The sequence below is a fragment of the Streptomyces lucensis JCM 4490 genome, assembly GCF_014650035.1.
Classification (GTDB): domain Bacteria; phylum Actinomycetota; class Actinomycetes; order Streptomycetales; family Streptomycetaceae; genus Streptomyces; species Streptomyces lucensis.
Genome location: NZ_BMUE01000002.1, coordinates 510,570 through 527,501, shown reverse-complemented (window position 1 = coordinate 527,501; position 16,932 = coordinate 510,570). Strand labels below are relative to the sequence as shown.

At 71.8% G+C, this 16,932-nt stretch carries 15 protein-coding genes; 11 read left to right on the top strand and 4 right to left on the bottom strand.

Annotation, left to right across the window (positions count from 1 at the left end; all coding sequences use genetic code 11):
• The first annotated feature begins 37 nt into the window (after window positions 1-37).
• The gene (locus IE177_RS06515; RefSeq protein ID WP_190013773.1) at window positions 38-1,084 is read left to right on the top strand and encodes a chitinase; all 1,047 of its coding nucleotides are present in this window, start codon (window positions 38-40) and stop codon (window positions 1,082-1,084) included.
• Between the two features lie 138 nt (window positions 1,085-1,222).
• Window positions 1,223-2,335, top strand: a complete 1,113-nt coding sequence (locus tag IE177_RS06510) for an endonuclease/exonuclease/phosphatase family protein (protein WP_190013772.1) — start codon at window positions 1,223-1,225, stop codon at window positions 2,333-2,335.
• Between the two features lie 67 nt (window positions 2,336-2,402).
• On the opposite strand, the gene IE177_RS06505 is transcribed toward IE177_RS06510, so the two are convergent.
• Window positions 2,403-3,785: a glycine--tRNA ligase gene (locus IE177_RS06505; protein ID WP_190013771.1), complete on the bottom strand. Its 1,383-nt coding sequence runs from the start codon at window positions 3,783-3,785 to the stop codon at window positions 2,403-2,405.
• A 163-nt stretch (window positions 3,786-3,948) separates the two neighbouring features.
• Between IE177_RS06505 and IE177_RS06500 the strand changes: the two genes are divergently transcribed.
• From IE177_RS06500 to IE177_RS06485, 4 genes are all read left to right on the top strand, one after another.
• Window positions 3,949-4,908: a metal ABC transporter substrate-binding protein gene (locus IE177_RS06500; RefSeq protein ID WP_190013770.1), complete on the top strand. Its 960-nt coding sequence runs from the start codon at window positions 3,949-3,951 to the stop codon at window positions 4,906-4,908.
• Window positions 4,909-4,928: 20 nt separating this feature from the next.
• The gene (locus tag IE177_RS06495; RefSeq protein ID WP_190013769.1) at window positions 4,929-5,696 is read left to right on the top strand and encodes a metal ABC transporter ATP-binding protein; all 768 of its coding nucleotides are present in this window, start codon (window positions 4,929-4,931) and stop codon (window positions 5,694-5,696) included.
• On the top strand, window positions 5,696-6,598 hold the full coding sequence (locus IE177_RS06490; protein ID WP_190013768.1) for a metal ABC transporter permease: 903 nt from the start codon (window positions 5,696-5,698) through the stop codon (window positions 6,596-6,598). The genes IE177_RS06495 and IE177_RS06490 overlap by 1 nt, the downstream gene beginning before the upstream one ends.
• Before the next feature lie 70 nt (window positions 6,599-6,668).
• Window positions 6,669-7,079, top strand: a complete 411-nt coding sequence (locus IE177_RS06485) for a Fur family transcriptional regulator (protein WP_190013767.1) — start codon at window positions 6,669-6,671, stop codon at window positions 7,077-7,079.
• Window positions 7,080-7,091: 12 nt separating this feature from the next.
• Here IE177_RS06485 and IE177_RS06480 read toward each other — a convergent pair whose 3' ends face one another.
• The 3 genes from IE177_RS06480 to recO all read right to left on the bottom strand — a co-directional run bounded on the left by IE177_RS06480 (window position 7,092) and on the right by recO (window position 10,123).
• Complete coding sequence (locus IE177_RS06480) at window positions 7,092-8,417, bottom strand: histidine-type phosphatase (protein WP_190013766.1); 1,326 nt, start codon at window positions 8,415-8,417, stop codon at window positions 7,092-7,094.
• A gap of 64 nt (window positions 8,418-8,481) precedes the next feature.
• Complete coding sequence (locus IE177_RS06475; protein WP_190013765.1) at window positions 8,482-9,318, bottom strand: isoprenyl transferase; 837 nt, start codon at window positions 9,316-9,318, stop codon at window positions 8,482-8,484.
• Window positions 9,319-9,373: 55 nt separating this feature from the next.
• A complete protein-coding gene (gene recO, locus IE177_RS06470; RefSeq protein WP_190013764.1) occupies window positions 9,374-10,123 on the bottom strand; it encodes a DNA repair protein RecO in 750 nt (249 codons plus the stop codon).
• Window positions 10,124-10,357: 234 nt separating this feature from the next.
• Between recO and IE177_RS06465 the strand changes: the two genes are divergently transcribed.
• The 5 genes from IE177_RS06465 to IE177_RS06445 are packed head-to-tail and all read left to right on the top strand — an operon-like array spanning window position 10,358 to window position 16,862.
• Window positions 10,358-11,989, top strand: coding sequence for an ABC transporter substrate-binding protein (locus IE177_RS06465; RefSeq protein WP_190013763.1), 1,632 nt, complete (start codon window positions 10,358-10,360; stop codon window positions 11,987-11,989).
• 4 nt (window positions 11,990-11,993) lie between these two features.
• Entirely contained in the window at window positions 11,994-12,950 is a 957-nt protein-coding gene (locus IE177_RS06460; RefSeq protein WP_190013762.1) for an ABC transporter permease, read from the top strand.
• A complete protein-coding gene (locus tag IE177_RS06455; protein ID WP_190013761.1) occupies window positions 12,950-14,926 on the top strand; it encodes a dipeptide/oligopeptide/nickel ABC transporter permease/ATP-binding protein in 1,977 nt (658 codons plus the stop codon). Before IE177_RS06460 ends, IE177_RS06455 begins: the two co-directional genes overlap by 1 nt.
• On the top strand, window positions 14,923-15,939 hold the full coding sequence (locus tag IE177_RS06450; protein WP_190013760.1) for an ABC transporter ATP-binding protein: 1,017 nt from the start codon (window positions 14,923-14,925) through the stop codon (window positions 15,937-15,939). The genes IE177_RS06455 and IE177_RS06450 overlap by 4 nt, the downstream gene beginning before the upstream one ends.
• On the top strand, window positions 15,936-16,862 hold the full coding sequence (locus IE177_RS06445) for a dihydrodipicolinate synthase family protein (protein WP_190013759.1): 927 nt from the start codon (window positions 15,936-15,938) through the stop codon (window positions 16,860-16,862). The genes IE177_RS06450 and IE177_RS06445 overlap by 4 nt, the downstream gene beginning before the upstream one ends.
• Window positions 16,863-16,932 lie beyond the last annotated feature (70 nt).

Here is a 16,932-nt window from a genome sequence, read left to right as displayed (position 1 = left end):
CTACGACACCTCGCCGCACCCCCACCGGGAGGCCCGTATGCTCCGCCGCGCCCTGCGCCTGCTCGCCGCCGCGCTCGCGACCGCCTGTCTCACCCAGCTGCCGGCTGCCGGGACCGCCTCGGCCGCCGACACGTGTGCCGTCAAGTCCCGCCCGGCCGGGAAGGTGCTCCAGGGCTACTGGGAGAACTGGGACGGCTCCTCGAACGGCGTGCACCCGCCGTTCGGCTGGACCCCGATCACCGACCCCCGCATCCCCGCCCACGGCTACAACGTGATCAACGCGGCCTTCCCGGTCATCCGCTCGGACGGCACGGCCCTGTGGGAGGACGGCATGGACAGCGGCGTGAAGGTGGCCACGCCCGCGGAGATGTGCGCGGCCAAGGCGTCCGGGCAGACGGTCCTGCTGTCCATCGGCGGCGCGGCGGCGGGCATCGACCTGTCCTCCTCGGCCGTCGCCGACCGCTTCGTGGCGACGATCGTGCCGATCCTGCAGAAGTACAACTTCGACGGCATCGACATCGACATCGAGACCGGCCTGGTCGGCAGCGGTGACATCGGCCGGCTCTCCACGTCCCAGGCCAACCTGGTCCGGATCATCGACGGGATCCTCGCGAGGATGCCGTCCGGCTTCGGGCTCACCATGGCCCCGGAGACGGCGTACGTCACCGGCGGCAGCGTCACCTACGGCTCCATCTGGGGCGCCTACCTGCCGATCGTCAAGAAGTACGCGGACAACGGCCGCCTGTGGTGGCTGAACATGCAGTACTACAACGGCAGCATGTACGGCTGCTCCGGCGACTCCTACGCGGCGGGCACCGTGCAGGGCTTCACCGCCCAGACCGACTGCCTCGACAAGGGCCTGGTCGTGCAGGGCACGACGATCCGGGTGCCCTACGACAAGCAGGTCCCGGGCCTGCCCGCCCAACCCGGTGCGGGCGGCGGTTACATGTCGCCCTCCCTCGTCGCCCAGGCGTGGCGGCACTACGGCACCTCGCTCAAGGGCCTGATGACCTGGTCGGTCAACTGGGACGGCTCGAAGAACTGGACCTTCGGCGACAACGTCAGGGCACTGCAGGGCCGTTGAGCCCGGCCGTCCCGCGCTCCGCGCCCCGTTGGACACCGTTCACCGGGGCTCGGACAATGGGAACTGCCGACGAGCAGTCCTCAGGCGGCGCCTGCCGCCGGCCGTGCGGTGCACTCGCGCCGCCCGAGGAGGCCCGCGATGAGCATCCGTCTCGCCACCTTCAACATGGAGAACGTCTTCCGCAGGCCCACGGCCTTCCGGCTGCGGAACCCGGCGGACCGCGAGAAGGTCATCGGCGACTTCACCAGGTTGGTCACCCTCCTCGACCTGCCGAAGTACAGCGACAGGGACAAGGAGGAGATCGCCCGGCTCATCGAGAAGCACCGGGCGTACGCGGTCGACCCCGAGGACCCGCCGCTGATCTTCATCAACGACGCGCGTCCGGGCAAGGGCTCCGGGCTGTTCGAGCAGACCGGCTCGGGCAAGAACGTCCACATCGAGGTCAAGGCGGGCGGCCGCGCCGACTGGGCCGGCTGGGCCGAACTGGGGCAGGACGACCTCGACTTGTGCGTGGTGCAGAACACCGGCCGGGTGGTCTCGGAGGTCGACGCCGACATCCTGCTCACCGTGGAGGTGGAGGACCGGCTCACCCTGGAGCGCTTCAACACACAGGTCCTGGCCGGGGCACTGGGCAGGCGGCCGTACCCCTACGTCCTGCTGATCGACGGCAACGATCCCCGGGGCATCGACATCGGGATCCTCAGCCGTCATCCGGTCACGTCCGTGCGGACGCACATCTTCGACACCGACCCGGACCGGCCCGAGGACCGCCTCTTCAGCCGTGACTGCCCCGAGTTCGAGATCGGGCTCGACGGAACGCCCCTCGTGGTCCTCGGCAACCACCTCAAGAGCAAGTTCCACGACGACCCCGAGCTGCGGCTGGCGCAGGCGCGGCGGGTCGCGCAGATCTACCGGGAGGCCCAGGAGCGCACCCCGCACGTGGTGGTCGCGGGCGACCTCAACGACGACCCGGACAGCGCGGCGGCCACCGCCCTGATGGACACCGGGCTGCGGGACGTGATGAGCCACCGCTCCTACCACGGGGAGCCAGGCACGCACGGGGACTGCGGCAGCAAGCACGACAAGATCGACTACCTGCTGCTCCCGCCGCCGCTGTGGCACGAGGTGCAGCACGTCGGCCTGGAGACCCGCGGCATCTTCGCGAAGGGCATCAAGTCCTTCTGCACCGTGACGTCGAAGACGAACGCGGCGTCCGACCACGCGGCGCTCTTCGTCGACCTGGACCTGTGAAGACGCCCACCCGGCAGGCCGGGCCGGCCTGCCGGGTGGGCGAGGGTCCAGGGGAGCGCCGCGGGCCTCAGCAGCCCAGGAGGCGCTGGGCCAGGTAGCCCTCGATCTGGTCCAGCGACACGCGCTCCTGCTTCATCGAGTCGCGCTCGCGCACGGTCACCGCGTTGTCCTCGAGCGTGTCGAAGTCGACGGTGACGCAGTACGGCGTGCCGATCTCGTCCTGGCGGCGGTAGCGGCGGCCGATGGCGCCCGCGTCGTCGAACTCGATGTTCCAGTTCTGCCGCAGCGCCTGGGCGAGGCCCTTGGCCTTGGGCGACAGCTCCGGGTTGCGGGACAGCGGCAGCACGGCGACCTTCACCGGGGCGAGGCGGTGGTCCAGGCGCAGCACGGTGCGCTTCTCCATCTTGCCCTTGGCGTTGGGCGCCTCGTCCTCGACGTAGGCGTCGAGCAGGAAGGCCAGCATGGTGCGGCCGACACCGGCGGCGGGCTCGATGACGTAAGGCGTCCAGCGCTCGCCGGCCTCCTGGTCGAAGTAGGAGAGGTCCTGGCCGGAGGCCTTGGCGTGGGCGCCGAGGTCGTAGTCGGTGCGGTTGGCGACGCCCTCCAGCTCGCCCCACTCGCTGCCGCCGAACTGGAAGCGGTACTCGATATCGGCGGTGCGCTTGGAGTAGTGGGAGAGCTTCTCCTTCGGGTGCTCGTACCAGCGCATGTTCTCGGTACGCAGGCCGAGGCCCGTGTACCAGTTCCAGCGCTGCTCCATCCAGTACTCCTGCCACTGCTCGTCCTCGCCCGGCTTGACGAAGAACTCCATCTCCATCTGCTCGAACTCGCGGGTGCGGAAGATGAAGTTGCCGGGCGTGATCTCGTTGCGGAACGACTTGCCCATCTGGGCGATGCCGAACGGCGGCTTGCGGCGCGAGGTGGTCTGCACCTGGGCGAAGTTGGTGAAGATGCCCTGGGCGGTCTCGGGGCGCAGGTAGGCGACGGAGCCGGAGTCCTGGGTCGGGCCGAGGTGCGTCGACAGCAGGCCGGAGAACTGCTTGGGCTCGGTGAACTGGCCCTTGTTGCCGCAGTTCGGGCAGTTGATGTCGGCCAGGCCGTTCGCCGGGGCGTGGCCCTTCTTCTCCTCGTAGGCCTCTTCCAGGTGGTCGGCACGGAACCGCTTGTGGCACGAGGTGCACTCGGTCAGCGGGTCCGTGAAGGTGGCGACGTGACCGGAGGCGACCCAGACCTCGGAGGCCAGGATGACGGACGAGTCGATACCGACCACGTCCTCGCGCGACGTCACCATGTAGCGCCACCACTGGCGCTTGATGTTCTCCTTGAGCTCGACACCCAGCGGTCCGTAGTCCCAGGCGGCACGCTGTCCGCCGTAGATCTCACTGCAGGGGAAAACGAAGCCACGGCGCTTGCTCAGGCTGACGATGGTGTCGATCTTGTCGGCGGCCACGGTGCTCTCTTCATTACGACGACGGGCGTTGAAGCGAGATGCTTCCAGCGAATGACTCAGGTTACCGGCGCAGGCTCCCCCACAACCAAATCGGCCCCCCTGTTCCGGGCTGCCTGAAGGCCGTTGTTGACAACGGTTTCCATGTTAAGTGAAAATGACTGTCATGAACGTACGACGACGCCTCATACCGGCCGCCGCGGCCGTCGCGGCCACCGCCCTCGGGGCCGGCACCCTCGCCGGTTGCTCCGGTGACTCTGTGGCCGTGACGAACACGGACAAGTTCGACGTCGTCGCGTCGTTCTACCCGATGAGGTTCCTCGCCGAGCAGATCGGCGGCAGCCACGTCCACGTCACCAGTCTCACCTCTCCCGGCCAGGAACCGCACGACCTGGAGCTCAGCCCCCGGCAGATCGCCCAGCTGGAGGTGTCCGACGCGGTGCTGTACCTGAAGAACCTCCAGCCCTCGGTCGACGAGGCGGTGGCCCAGTCCCCGGTCGCGACGAAGATCGACGCGGCCTCCCTGACCACGCTGGAGAGTCACGGCACCGAGGCCGGCGGGCACACCGCCGCGGACGACGGCCACGAGGACGAGGGGGCCGGGGGCAAGGACCCGCACATCTGGCTGGACCCGGTGCGCTACGCCCAGGTCGCCCAGGGCGTCGGCGACGCCTTCGCCGAGGCCGACCCGAAGCACGCGGCCGACTACCGCAAGAACACCGCGAAACTGGTCGGGAAGCTGGACGCCCTGAACTTCGCCTTCCGGCAGGACCTCGCGCACACCAGGACCAAGGTCTTCATCACCACGCACGCCGCCTTCGGCTACCTCGCCGAGCGCTACGGCCTCACCGAGGAGGCCGTCAACGGCCTCGACCCCGAGTCCGAGCCCAGCGCCGCCCGGATCAGGGACCTGGAGCGGACCGCCCGGGCCGAGGGCGTCACCACCGTCTTCTACGAGACGCTGGTCAGCGACAGGACCGCGAAGACCGTCGCGCACGACGCGGGCCTGAGGACCGACGTGCTCGACCCCGTCGAGGGCATCACCGACAGATCCCGCGGCGACGACTACTTCTCCGTCCAGGAGGCCAACCTCAAGGCACTCAAGCGGGCCCTGGGCGCCAAGTGACCGGTACGGAGGACCAGATCATGGACGAACCCGTCATAACGATGCGCAAGGTGACCGCCGAACTCGGCGCGCGCCCCGTCCTGCGCGGCATCGACCTCACCGTCGGCCGCGGCGAGGTCGTCGCGCTCCTCGGCGCCAACGGCTCCGGCAAGTCCACGGCGATCCGCACGATCATCGGCCAGGTGCCGGTCAGCGGCGGCACGATCGAACTGTTCGGCACACCCCGCCGCTCCTTCAGGAACTGGGCGCGCGTGGGCTACGTGCCGCAGCGCACCACGGCCGCGGGCGGGGTCCCGGCGACGGTGACCGAGATCGTCTCCTCCGGCCGGCTGTCACGCACCCGCTTCGGCGTCTTCCGCAGGGGCGACCGCGACGCCGTGCGCCGCGCCCTGGAGCTGGTCGGCATGGCGGACCGCGCCAGAGACCCGGTCGACGCCCTCTCCGGCGGCCAGCACCAGCGCGTGCTGATCGCCCGCGCCCTGGCCGCCGGGCCCGAGCTGCTGATCATGGACGAGCCGATGGCGGGCGTCGACCTGGCCAGCCAGGAGGTGCTGGCCGCGACCCTGCGCGAGCAGGTCGCCCAGGGCGCCACCGTCCTGCTCGTCCTGCACGAACTGGGCCCCCTGGAGCCCCTGATCGACCGGGCGGTCGTCCTGCGCGACGGCTGCGTCCTGCACGACGGCCCGCCACCCAAGGCCGTCGGCCAGCACGCCCTGCCCGGCCACGACCACGTACACCCGCACGCACCCGCGGGCACCGGACCGATCCGCACGGGACTGCTGAGCTGATGGAATTCCTGAACTACGCCTTCATGCAGCGGGCGCTCGTCGCCGCCGTCCTGGTCGGCATCACCGCGCCCGCGATCGGAATCTACCTCGTCCAGCGCCGCCAGCCCCTGATGGGCGACGGCATCGGGCACGTGGCGATGACCGGCGTCGGCCTCGGCTTCCTGCTGAACGCCTCCCCCGTGTGGATGGCCACGGCGGTCTCGGCACTCGGCTCGGTGCTGATGGAGCTGATCCGCTGGTACGGCCGGACACGCGGCGACATCGCGCTCGCGATGCTCTTCTACGGCGGGATGGCCGGCGGCGTGATGTTCGTCAACATCGCGCCGGGCGGCTCCAACGCGAACCTGACGTCGTACCTGTTCGGCTCCCTCTCCACGGTCTCCCCCTCGGACGTGGACGCGATCACGGTGCTGGCGGCGTTCGTCGTCCTGGTCACCCTGGGGCTGCGCCGTCAGCTGTTCGCGGTCAGCCTGGACGAGGAGTTCGCGCGGGTCACCGGGCTGCCGGTCCGTGCGCTCAACCTGCTCACGGCGGTCACCGCGGCGGTCACGGTGACGGTCGCGATGCGGGTGGTCGGGCTGATCCTGGTCTCCGCGCTCATGGTCGTCCCGGTCGCCGCGGCGCAGCAGCTCACCCGCAGCTTCGCCGCGACCTTCGCGATCGCCGTCGCCCTCGGCGTCACCGTGGCGATCAGCGGCACGATCACGTCGTTCTACCAGGACGTCCCGCCCGGTGCCACGATCGTCCTGCTGACCATCGCCGCGTTCGCCGCGCTGACGGCACTGGCCACTCCGCTGGCCCGCCGACGCGCCCGCGCGGCGGCTGCCGCGCGGCCCGCCGGGGATCCGGCGGAGTGCTCGATTCCGGCCACACGAGCGGCCGGCGACGGCGTCGGCGTCTGACCGCGCGGTGTCCGGGCTGGCACAATGGCCCGGGCAGCAGGCGAGACGTGAGCCATCCAAGGAGGCAACGGTGACCACCGCTGGACCGCCCGTGAAGGGCCGCGCGACCCGACAGCGTGCAGCCGTGGCGGCGGCCCTGGACGAGGTCGAGGAGTTCCGCAGCGCGCAGGAACTGCACGACATGCTCAAGCACAAGGGCGACTCGGTCGGCCTCACCACCGTCTACCGCACCCTGCAGTCCCTCGCCGAGGCCGGCGAGGTCGACGTCCTGCGCACCTCCGACGGCGAGTCCGTCTACCGCCGCTGCTCCACCGGCGAGCACCACCACCACCTGGTCTGCCGTACCTGCGGCAAGGCGGTCGAGGTGGAGGGCCCGGCGGTGGAGAAGTGGGCGGAGGCCATCGCGGCCGAGCACGGCTACGTGAACGTGGCCCACACGGTGGAGATCTTCGGCACCTGCGCGGAGTGCGCGGCGCGCTGAGGTGCGGCCGGCTCAGGCCCGCCCGAAGCAGCGCTCCAGCTCGTCCAGGTCGTAGAAGGCGCTGTTCGCGCTGATCGGGCGGCAGCCCGCCCTGAAGGGCGTCTCCTTCTCGTTGTAGAGCATGCGGACCAGGTAGCGGCCGTCCTTCTCGAAGACGTCCCACTGGATGTTCGCGCCCAGCGGGGAGACGTCGGCGCCGCGCCAGGGGTTGCCGGAGTAGGTGTACGGGCTGCCCGGCGTCGCGGGCCGCGTGCTGCCGGGCAGGCCCATCAGCGCGGCGAGCGGGACGAGCTCCTCGGCGTGCGTGAAGCGCAGTTCGGCGCCGAGGTCGCTGGTGCCGGCGCGTTTGGCCTCCACCTGCTGGAAGAGGTCGTCCAGGAGGACGCCCGCCATCTCGTAGGTGATGTCGCTGCCGGCGAAGCCGGGGCCCTTCTCGTAGAAGTCCTCGGCGTCGCCGAGGTAGCCGAACCAGGCCGCGTCCCTGCGGGAGATGTAGCGCTCCATGCCCCAGCCCGCACCGTCCGGGCTCTCCTCGCGCATGGCCGGGGCGATGGCGTACAGGTTGTAGACGGCCTGGGCGGCGGCGAACCGGTCGGGGATCCGCTCGACGAAGGCGTCCTTGAAGATCCGGCGCAGCACGCTGCGGGCCGCCCGCCCGGTCCTGGGCTGGTCCGTGATGCCGTTCAGGGTGTCCTTGAGGCGCTGGTCGTTCGCGATGTAGTCGCGGTAGGCCGCGCCGCCCGCCGCCTTGTGGAAGTAGAGCAGGTCCTTGTCGGTGCGGGTCGGCCCGATCAGCGGCCGCAGCGCAGGGTCGGCGTCGGCGAGGGTGCCCGCGAACACGTCGGCGCTCTCCACCGCCCGGCCCTGGCCCGAGCTGACGACGTCGATCTTCTCGCCGGTCCTGGCGATCGTGGCGAACAGGGACGGCAGCCGCCGCTCCAGGCGCGCCGCCGTGTCCTTCAGTTCCCGCTTGCCGCGCCCGCTCAGGTTGCCGTAGCCGGTCCTCGCCATGGCGGCCTGCAGCGCGCGGACCTTCGGCCCGAACTCCGCGCCCCTGCGCGTCAGCTGCCCCTCGGCCTCGGCCTTGTCCCACAGCGCGAGGAGGAGGTCGCCGTCCTCGCTGTCGCTCGCCGCACGGGAGCCGTGCCGCGAGACGTTCTCGGTGAAGACGGGAACGAAGCCGGCGGGGGCCTTCTGGTAGGCGTGCGGGTTCTGCCCGGGAGCGTACGGCGCCTTGGTGCCGTAGCTCTCACGGTGGGCGGGGCCGTCCGAGGCGTGCGCGGGCAGCGAGGTGAGGAGCAGCGCGCCGAGGGCGAGGACAGGGGCGAGACGTCTCATGATCCGCATCCTCGGCGGCCCGTGTGAACCGGCGGTGGCCACCGGGTGACCGGGGGCGTCCGGCTCAGGTGTCCGGCGTGCCCTCCATGGCCAGCAGTTCCTCGTTCGGGATCGCCCCGCCGAAGCGGCGGTCGCGGGAGGCGAACTCCAGGCAGGCCCGCCACAGGTCACGGCGGTCGAAGTCGGGCCACAGCACGTCCTGGAAGACCATCTCGGCGTAGGCGCTCTGCCAGAGCAGGTAGTTGGAGGTGCGCTGCTCACCGCTGGGGCGCAGGAACAGGTCCACGTCCGGCATGTCCGGGTAGTACAGGTACTTCTGGATGGTCTTCTCGCTGACCTTGGACGGGTCGAGCCGGCCCGCCTTCACGTCCTCGGCGAGCCGCTGCGCCGCGTCGGCGAGCTCGGCCCGGCCGCCGTAGTTCATGCAGAAGTACAGGGTGAGCAGGTCGTTGCCCTTGGTCTGCTCCTGCGCGACCTGCAGTTCCTTCGCCACCGACTTCCACAGCCTGGGCATGCGTCCCACCCAGCGCACCCGGATGCCCAGCTCGTCGAGCCGGTCGCGGGTCTTGCGGATGAAGTCGCGGTTGAAGTTCATCAGGAAGCGCACCTCGTCGGGCGAGCGCTTCCAGTTCTCGGTGGAGAAGGCGTACAGGGAGATGTTGCGGACGCCCATCTCGATCGAGCCCTGCAGCACGTCCAGCACCCGCTCGGCGCCGACCTTGTGCCCCTCCGTGCGGGGCAGCCCGCGCTCCTTGGCCCAGCGGCCGTTGCCGTCCATGACGATCGCCACGTGGTTCGGTACCAGCTCGCGGGGGAGCTTCGGCGGACGGGCGCCCGACGGGTGTGGCGTCGGCGCCGTGTACTCGCGCCGCTGGCGCCCGAGGATCCCGCGTACCACCATCTGCTTCTCGTCTCCCTCTGCGATCTACGGATTCGTCTGCGGTGTGCGGCCGCGGCTACGACTTCTCGACGTACCGGAGCGAGCGCAGTCCCCGCTCCAGATGCCAGTGCAGGTAGGCGGAGACCAGGCCGCTGCCCTCCCGGACGTACCGTGCCTCGCACGCGTCCGCCGTCTCCCAGTCTCCCGTAAGCAGCGCCCCGAGCAGCACCAGGGTCTGCGGGGACGGCACGACACTGCCCGGGACCCGGCAGTCGGGGCAGACGGAGCCGCCGGAGGAGACCGAGAAGAAGCGGTTCGGACCGGGCATGCCGCACTTCGCGCAGTCGCCGAAGCTGGGGGCGTAGCCGTTGACGGCGAGGGAGCGCAGGAGGAAGGCGTCGAGCACGAGGTGCGGGGCGTGCTCGCCCCGGGCGAGCGTGCGCAGGGCGCCGACGAGCAGCAGGTACTGCTGCACCGCGGGCTCGCCCTCGTGATCGGTGAACCGCTCGGCGGTCTCCAGCATGGCCGTGCCGGCGGTGTAGCGGGCGTAGTCGGTGACGATGCCGCCGCCGTAGGGGGCGATCGTCTCGCTCTGCGTGCACAGGGGCAGCCCCCGCCCGACCAGCTCACTGCCCCGCGCGAAGAACTGCACGTCCACGTGGGAGAAGGGCTCCAGCCGCGCCCCGAACTTCGACTTGGTGCGCCGCACGCCCCGGGCCACGGCCCGCACCCGTCCGTGCCCGCGCGTGAGCAGCGTGATGATCCGGTCCGCCTCGCCCAGCTTCTGGGTGCGCAGCACGATGCCGTCGTCGCGGAACAGACTCATGCCCCCCATTCTCGCCCATGGGGGTGACGGCGGGTGGGGTGGTCCGCCGGCGCCGCGGTACCGCTCGGCCCCCGGGCCGCCACTGGTACCCACCTCTGGCGGCTCCGCCATTCGTGCAGGCCGTCTTGACCGCTTCCGGGGCCCCTCCTATGGTCGCGCTACCGGCACCGGACGTAGGACGTCGGATGTCTCGCATCTCCCCCTCCCCTCCCTCTCCCACCCGCTGGAGGACCCGTGCGCGACGACGTGAGCCCCGACCTGCCGGCACCTCGCCGCCGGCAGTTCCTCAAGTACACCGGCGTGCTCGGCGCGAGCGCCCTCGTGCCGCCCGCGCTGGCCGCCTGCTCCGGGCCCGACTCCACGAACGACACCGGTGACGGGGGCAGCGGCAAGGACGGCACGCTGACGGCGGTGATCGGGTACGGCAACGACGGCAGCTGGGACCCGACGCAGACGGCGTCGGCGTTCGCGATGGCCGCCAACAACCACGTCTACGAGGGGCTGCTGGACACCGACCCGATCTCCCGGGCGCCGTATCCGGCGCTGGCCACCGAGGTGCCGAAGGACCCGAACGCCACCAGCTGGCGCTTCACCCTCCGCGAGGGGGCCACCTTCCACGACGGCAGGCCCGTCAGGGCCGACGACGTCGTGTTCGTCTTCGACCGGATCCTGGACCCGGGCACCCAGACCCTCGCCAAGGGCTTCTTCGCGAGCTGGCTGGAGGGCGTCAGGAAGGTCGGCCCGCGCACCGTGGAGCTGACGCTCAGGTTCCCCTTCCCCGACGGGCTCTCGCGGCTCACCCTGGCCAAGGTCATGCCGGAGCACGTCTTCTCGAAGCCGGGCGCCTGGGACGAGGCGATCAGGGGCCTCGCCGTGGGTTCGGGGCCGTACCGGCAGGTCGCGCACCACCCGAAGTCCAACACCACCTTCGAGGCCTTCGCCGCCTACAACGGCCCGCGCAAGGCCGCGTTCCGGCGGATGAACTGGCTGACCATCGTGGACGCGGCCCCGCGCGTCGCGAAGATCTCCGGGAGCGGCGCCGGCGCGCAGATCGCCGACAACATCCCCTACGCGAACGTCGCGCGCCTGGAGCAGGGCGGGCTGAAGGTCGCGGGCGGCGCCGGGATGAACAACCTGTTCCTGATGTTCAACACCAGGCACGAGCCGTTCGACGACGTCCGGGTGCGGCAGGCGCTGCACTACGCCGTCGACCGCGAGAAGATGGTGCGTGTCGCCCTCAAGGGGCACGGCAGGCCCGCGACTTCCTTCCTCGACGAGGGCAACCCCGGTCACCGGCGGGCCAGGACCGTCTACGGCCACGACCCCGACCGGGCGAAGGCGCTGCTGCGGGCCGCCGGGGTCAAGGGGCTCAAGGTCGAGCTCCTGGCCGTGAACGTGAGCTGGATCGTCGACTGCCTGCCCACCATCAAGTCCTCCTGGGACGCGATCGGCGTGGAGACGACGCTGGCGCCGCAGGAGACCACGGCCGTGTTCACCAAGATGGACCAGAAGCAGGACTACCAGGTGGTGGCGGCGGCCTCCAACCCCAATCAGTTCGGGCTCGACGCCGACCTGATCATGCACTACAACTACGGCCCCGGGAACCTGTGGATGCGGTACACCCGGTGGGCCGGCCACCCTGTCGCCGAGCGGCTCTTCAAGGACATGGACCGGGCGACCCGGGAACCGGACCCCGCGAAGAAGCGGGCCATGGTCCAGGACTACATCGACGTCGTCGCCGAGCAGGCCGTGCTGTATCCGGTGGTGCACAACGAGCTGATGACCGCCTGGGACCCGGACAGGCTCACCGGCATAAGGGCGCAGCCCTACCCGGGCATCAACCTGCTGCAGGCCAGGTGGGTCTGACGGGATGACGGCCGTCCTACGGATCCTGCTGCGCCGTGTCGCCCTGCTCGTGCCGCTGCTGCTCGGGATCGTGCTGTTCGTGTTCCTGGTGATGCGTTTCTCGGACGTGGACCCGGCGTCCGCGTTCTTCCAGGGCGCCAACCCGACGCCCCGGCAGCTGCACGACTTCCGGGAGCGCAACGGGCTGCTGGACCCGCTGCCCGTGCGGTACGTCCACTTCGTCGGCGACCTGCTCCACGGCGACCTCGGCACCAGCGCCCTGACCCGCGCCCCGGTCGTCGACCAGGTCACCACCGCGCTGCCGCTCACCCTCCAGCTGACCTTCCTGGGCCTCGGTGTCGCGGTGGTGCTGGCGCTGGCCGGCGGGGTGACGGCGGCCGTGTACCGGGACCGGCTGCCGGACCAGGTGATCCGGGTGGTGTCGCTGGTCGGGGTCGCCGCGCCCGGGTTCTGGCTGGCGCTGCTGATGATCCAGTACCTGGCGGTGGAGCGCGGGTGGTTCCCGACCGGCGGGTACGTCAATCCCGCCGACTCCGTCACCGGCTGGCTGAGGACGATGGCGCTGCCCGCCTTCGCGCTCTCCCTGCCGGTCGCCGCCCAGCTGACGCGGATCGTGCGGACGTCGGTGGTGGAGGAGCTGGACAAGGACTACGTGCGCACCGCGATCGGCGGCGGGCTGCCGCCCCGGGTGGTCGTCGGGCGGAACGTCCTCAGGAACGCCCTGGTCAATCCCCTGACCGTGCTCGGTCTGCGGGTCGGCTACCTGCTCGGCGGCGCCGTCGTCATCGAGACGATCTTCTCGCTGCCCGGCATGGGCAAGCTGATGATCGACGCCGTGAAGAACGGCGACCCGGCCGTCGTGCAGGGGGTCGTCCTGACCACGGCCACCGGGTTCGTCGTCGTCAACCTCGTCATCGACGTTCTGTATCTGCTGGTCAACCCACGTCTGCGGGGTGCCTGATGGTCACGCGCGCGCTGCTCGCCGAGCGGCTTGCCCGGCCCGGGGTCCGGCGGCGCGGCCCGCGCCGGCTGCCGCTGCCGTCGAAGGTCGCCGTCTGCTTCCTGGCCCTGGTCGCCCTGGTCGCCGTACTGGCCCCGCTGCTCGCCCCGGACGACCCGCTCGACCAGCAGGACCCGGTCGGCGGGACCGGTCGTCCGTCCGCCGCGCACTGGATGGGGCAGGACAGCCTCGGCCGGGACGTCCTCAGCCGGCTGATGTACGGCGCCCGCTGGTCGCTGGCGATCGGGCTCGGCGCGACCGGCCTCGCGCTGGTCGCCGGGGCGGTGATCGGGGCGGTGGCCGCCACCTCCCGCAAGGGTGTCGACGAGACGCTGATGCGCTGCCTGGACGTGGTGATGGCGTTTCCGGGCATCGCGCTCGCGGCCGTGCTGGTGGCCGTGTTCGGCGGCGGGATCGGCGTGCTGATCTGCGCGATCGCCTTCCTGTTCACCCCGCCGGTGGCCCGGGTCGTACGGGCGAACGTGCTCGACCAGTACGGCGAGGACTACGTCACCGCCGAGCGGGTCATCGGCGCCCGCACCCCGCACATCGTGCTGCGGCACGTGGCCGTCAACTGTGCCGCCCCGGTACTGGTGTTCTGCACCGTGCAGGTCGCCGAGGCCGTCGTGTTCGAGGCGTCGCTGTCCTTCATCGGCGCGGGCGTGCGGCCCCCGGAGCCGTCCTGGGGCAGCGTGATCGCCGACGGCAAGAACATGGTGCTGACCGGCGGCTGGTGGGCGACCGTGTTCCCGGGGCTGCTGATCCTGCTCACGGTGCTGTCGCTGAACGTCCTCTCCGAGGGCGTCTCCGACGCGTGGGCGGCGCCGGCGCCGCGGGAGGTCGAGGCGCCCGGGGACCCGCTGCGGACCCCGGAGCCCGGCAGCGGCGAGGTGCTGCCGCTGCCCGGGCTGGCCGAGGCCGCCCGGCGGCTGCGTTCCCGGGCCCGGCCGCTGCCCGGACGGGACGGCCGGCCGGTGCTCGCGGTGGAGGACCTCACCATCGGCTTCCCGGACCGGCACCGGGGCGTTGACGTCGTCGACGGCGTCGGCTTCGAGGTGTACCCCGGTGAAGTGCTGGGGCTGGTCGGCGAGTCGGGCTGCGGGAAGTCGCTCACCGCGCTCACCGTCATGGGGCTGCAGCCGAAGGGTGCGCGCGTCGGCGGCCGGGTCCTCTTCCGGCAGCGCGATCTGCTCGCCGAGCCGATGCGCGTGCGGCGGCGGCTGCTCGGCCACGAGATGGCGATGGTCTACCAGGACGCCCTGTCCTCGCTGAACCCGGCCATGACCGTCCGGGCCCAGCTCGGGCAGCTCGTCCGGCGCGGAGGGCGGCGCGGCCCCGGGGAACTGCTGTCGATGGTCGGGCTGGAGCCCGGCCGCACGCTGCGCAGCTACCCGCACGAACTGTCCGGCGGCCAGCGCCAGCGGGTGCTGATCGCCATGGCCCTCTCCCGCGACCCTTCGCTGATCGTCGCCGACGAGCCGACGACGGCGCTGGACGTCACCGTGCAGGCGCAGGTCATGGAGCTGCTGCTCCGGCTGCGCGAGGAGCTGGGCTTCGCGCTGGTCCTGGTCTCGCACGACCTGGCGCTGGTCGCCGACGTCACGGACCGGGTGGCGGTGATGTACGGCGGGCGGATCGTGGAGACCGGGCTGACCGCCGACCTGGTGGCGGCGCCGGCCCACCACTACACGCGCGGGCTGCTCGGGAGCGTGCTCTCGCTGGAGTCGGCCGAGGAGCGGCTGACGCAGATCAGGGGCGTGGTCCCGTCCCCCGCCGGCTTCCCGGCGGGCTGCCGCTTCGCGGACCGCTGCCCACTGGCCACCGCGGTGTGCCACGCGCACGCCCCGGCCCTGGCCGGTGCCCCCACACACACGGTCGCCTGCCACCATCCGGCGGTGCGGCCGACGTCGGCGGAGAGCGAGGAGGCCCTGCGGTGACCGCTGTGGTGGAGGTCAGGGGCGCCCATGTCGTCCACCGGGTGCGCGGCGGCGGCCTGTTCACCCGGGACCGGCTGTACGCCCTGACCGGCGCCGACCTCCGCGTGGCGCCCGGTGAGACGGTGGGCGTGGTCGGCGAGTCGGGGTGCGGGAAGTCGACCCTGGCGAGGGTGCTGACCGGCATCCAGCGGCCGGCCGCGGGGACGGTGTCGTTCCAGGGCCGGGACCTGTGGGCGATGCCGTCCGCCGAGCGCCGGAGCGTCGCGGGCGCCGGCACCGGGATGATCTTCCAGGACCCGTCGACCGCCCTGAACCGCCGGCTGCCCGTGCGGCGCATCCTGCGCGACCCGCTCGACGTCCACCGGCGCGGCACGAAGCCCGAACGGGAGGAGCGGGTGCGGGAGCTGATGGCTCTGGTGGGGCTTCCGCGGCCCCTGGCCGACGCGCTGCCCGGACAGCTGTCGGGCGGGCAGCGCCAACGGGTGGCCATCGCCCGCGCGCTCGCCCTGGACCCCGCGCTGGTGGTCGCCGACGAGCCGACGAGCGCCCTGGACGTGTCGGTCCGGGCGCAGATCCTGAACCTGCTGCTGGACCTGAGGGAACGGCTGGGGCTCGCGCTGGTGTTCGTCTCGCACGACATCCAGACGGTACGGCGGATGAGCGACCGGGTGGTCACCATGTACCTGGGGCGGATCGTGGAGGAGACCCCGGCCGGCCGGGTCACCGGCGGCGCCCGGCACCCGTACACCCGCGCGCTCTTCTCCGCCACGCCCGGTCTGCTCGCCCCCATCGACCCGGTCCCGCTCGCCGGTCCCGTGCCGTCGGCGACCCGCCCGCCGAGCGGCTGCCCCTTCCGTACCCGCTGCTGGAAGGCCGACGGCCGGTGCGCCGAGTCGATGCCGGACTTCTCGGCCGCGTCGCTGCCGGGACACCGCTACCGCTGTCACCATCCTGTGGAGGAGGACCAGCCGGCCCCGGACACCTCAGACCAGCACGCCAGGAGCCACGAATGACCTTCCCCTCCCCGCTCACCGGTGTCGTACCGCCCGTCTGCACGCCCCTGACACCGGAGCGCGAGGTGGACGTGCGCTCGCTGCTCCGGCTGACCGGCCATCTGGTGGAGGCAGGGGTGCACGGGCTGTTCCTGCTCGGGTCGACCTCGGAGGCCGCCTTCCTGACGGACCGGCAGCGCCGGCAGGTCGTGGAGGCGGTGACGGCGCACGTGGGGGGCCAGCTGCCCGTCCTCGCGGGCGCCATCGACATGACCACCCCGCGCGTCCTGGACCACGTCGCGTCCGTCACCGCGGCCGGCGCCCAGGCCGTCGTCGTCACCGCTCCCTTCTACGCCCGCACCCACCGCGCGGAGATCGTCCACCACTACCGCCGGATCGCGGCCGCCAGCCCGGTGCCGGTCGTCGCCTACGACATCCCCGTGGCCGTGCACACCAAGCTCCCCGCCGACCTGGTGCTGGGGCTCGCCGGGGACGGCGTGCTGGCCGGGGTCAAGGACTCCAGCGGGGACCTGGCCGCCTTCCGTGAGCTGGTCACCGGCGCCCGCTCGCACCCCGGCTTCAGCACGCTGACGGGCTCCGAACTGATCACCGACGCGGCGCTGGCGCTGGGCGCCGACGGGGCGGTCCCGGGCCTGGCGAACGTCGACCCGCACGGCTACGTCCGCCTCTACCGCCAGTGCCGGGCGGCCGACTGGGAGGCCGCCCGGGCCGAACAGGACCGCCTGTGCGCCCTCTTCGCCATCACCACCGCCGCCGACCCGGCTCGCATGGGCCCCGGCTCCGCGGCCCTCGGCGCCTTCAAGGCGGCACTGCACCTGCGCGGCGTCATCGACTGCCCGGCGACGGCCGAGCCGCAGGTGCCCCTGTCGGGCGAGGAGACGGAGCGGATCGCCAAGCTGCTGGCGGCGACCGGACTGCTCTGAGCCCTCTCCTTGCGCCCTCACCCACCGGTCGGACTCCGCCCGCCCGGTACGCCACCGTCCGCCCATCGGC

Excerpts from the sequence above, each read along its gene's own strand:
- IE177_RS06515 (WP_190013773.1), top strand. The coding sequence starts at position 38 with ATGCTCCGCCGCGCCCTGCGCCTGCTCGCCGCCGCGCTCGCGACCGCC.
- IE177_RS06510 (WP_190013772.1), top strand. The coding sequence starts at position 1,223 with ATGAGCATCCGTCTCGCCACCTTCAACATGGAGAACGTCTTCCGCAGG.
- IE177_RS06500 (WP_190013770.1), top strand. The coding sequence starts at position 3,949 with ATGAACGTACGACGACGCCTCATACCGGCCGCCGCGGCCGTCGCGGCC.
- IE177_RS06495 (WP_190013769.1), top strand. The coding sequence starts at position 4,929 with ATGGACGAACCCGTCATAACGATGCGCAAGGTGACCGCCGAACTCGGC.
- IE177_RS06490 (WP_190013768.1), top strand. The coding sequence starts at position 5,696 with ATGGAATTCCTGAACTACGCCTTCATGCAGCGGGCGCTCGTCGCCGCC.
- IE177_RS06480 (WP_190013766.1), bottom strand. The coding sequence starts at position 8,417 with ATGAGACGTCTCGCCCCTGTCCTCGCCCTCGGCGCGCTGCTCCTCACC.
- IE177_RS06475 (WP_190013765.1), bottom strand. The coding sequence starts at position 9,318 with ATGGTGGTACGCGGGATCCTCGGGCGCCAGCGGCGCGAGTACACGGCG.
- recO (WP_190013764.1), bottom strand. The coding sequence starts at position 10,123 with ATGAGTCTGTTCCGCGACGACGGCATCGTGCTGCGCACCCAGAAGCTG.
- IE177_RS06460 (WP_190013762.1), top strand. The coding sequence starts at position 11,994 with ATGACGGCCGTCCTACGGATCCTGCTGCGCCGTGTCGCCCTGCTCGTG.
- IE177_RS06455 (WP_190013761.1), top strand. The coding sequence starts at position 12,950 with ATGGTCACGCGCGCGCTGCTCGCCGAGCGGCTTGCCCGGCCCGGGGTC.
- IE177_RS06445 (WP_190013759.1), top strand. The coding sequence starts at position 15,936 with ATGACCTTCCCCTCCCCGCTCACCGGTGTCGTACCGCCCGTCTGCACG.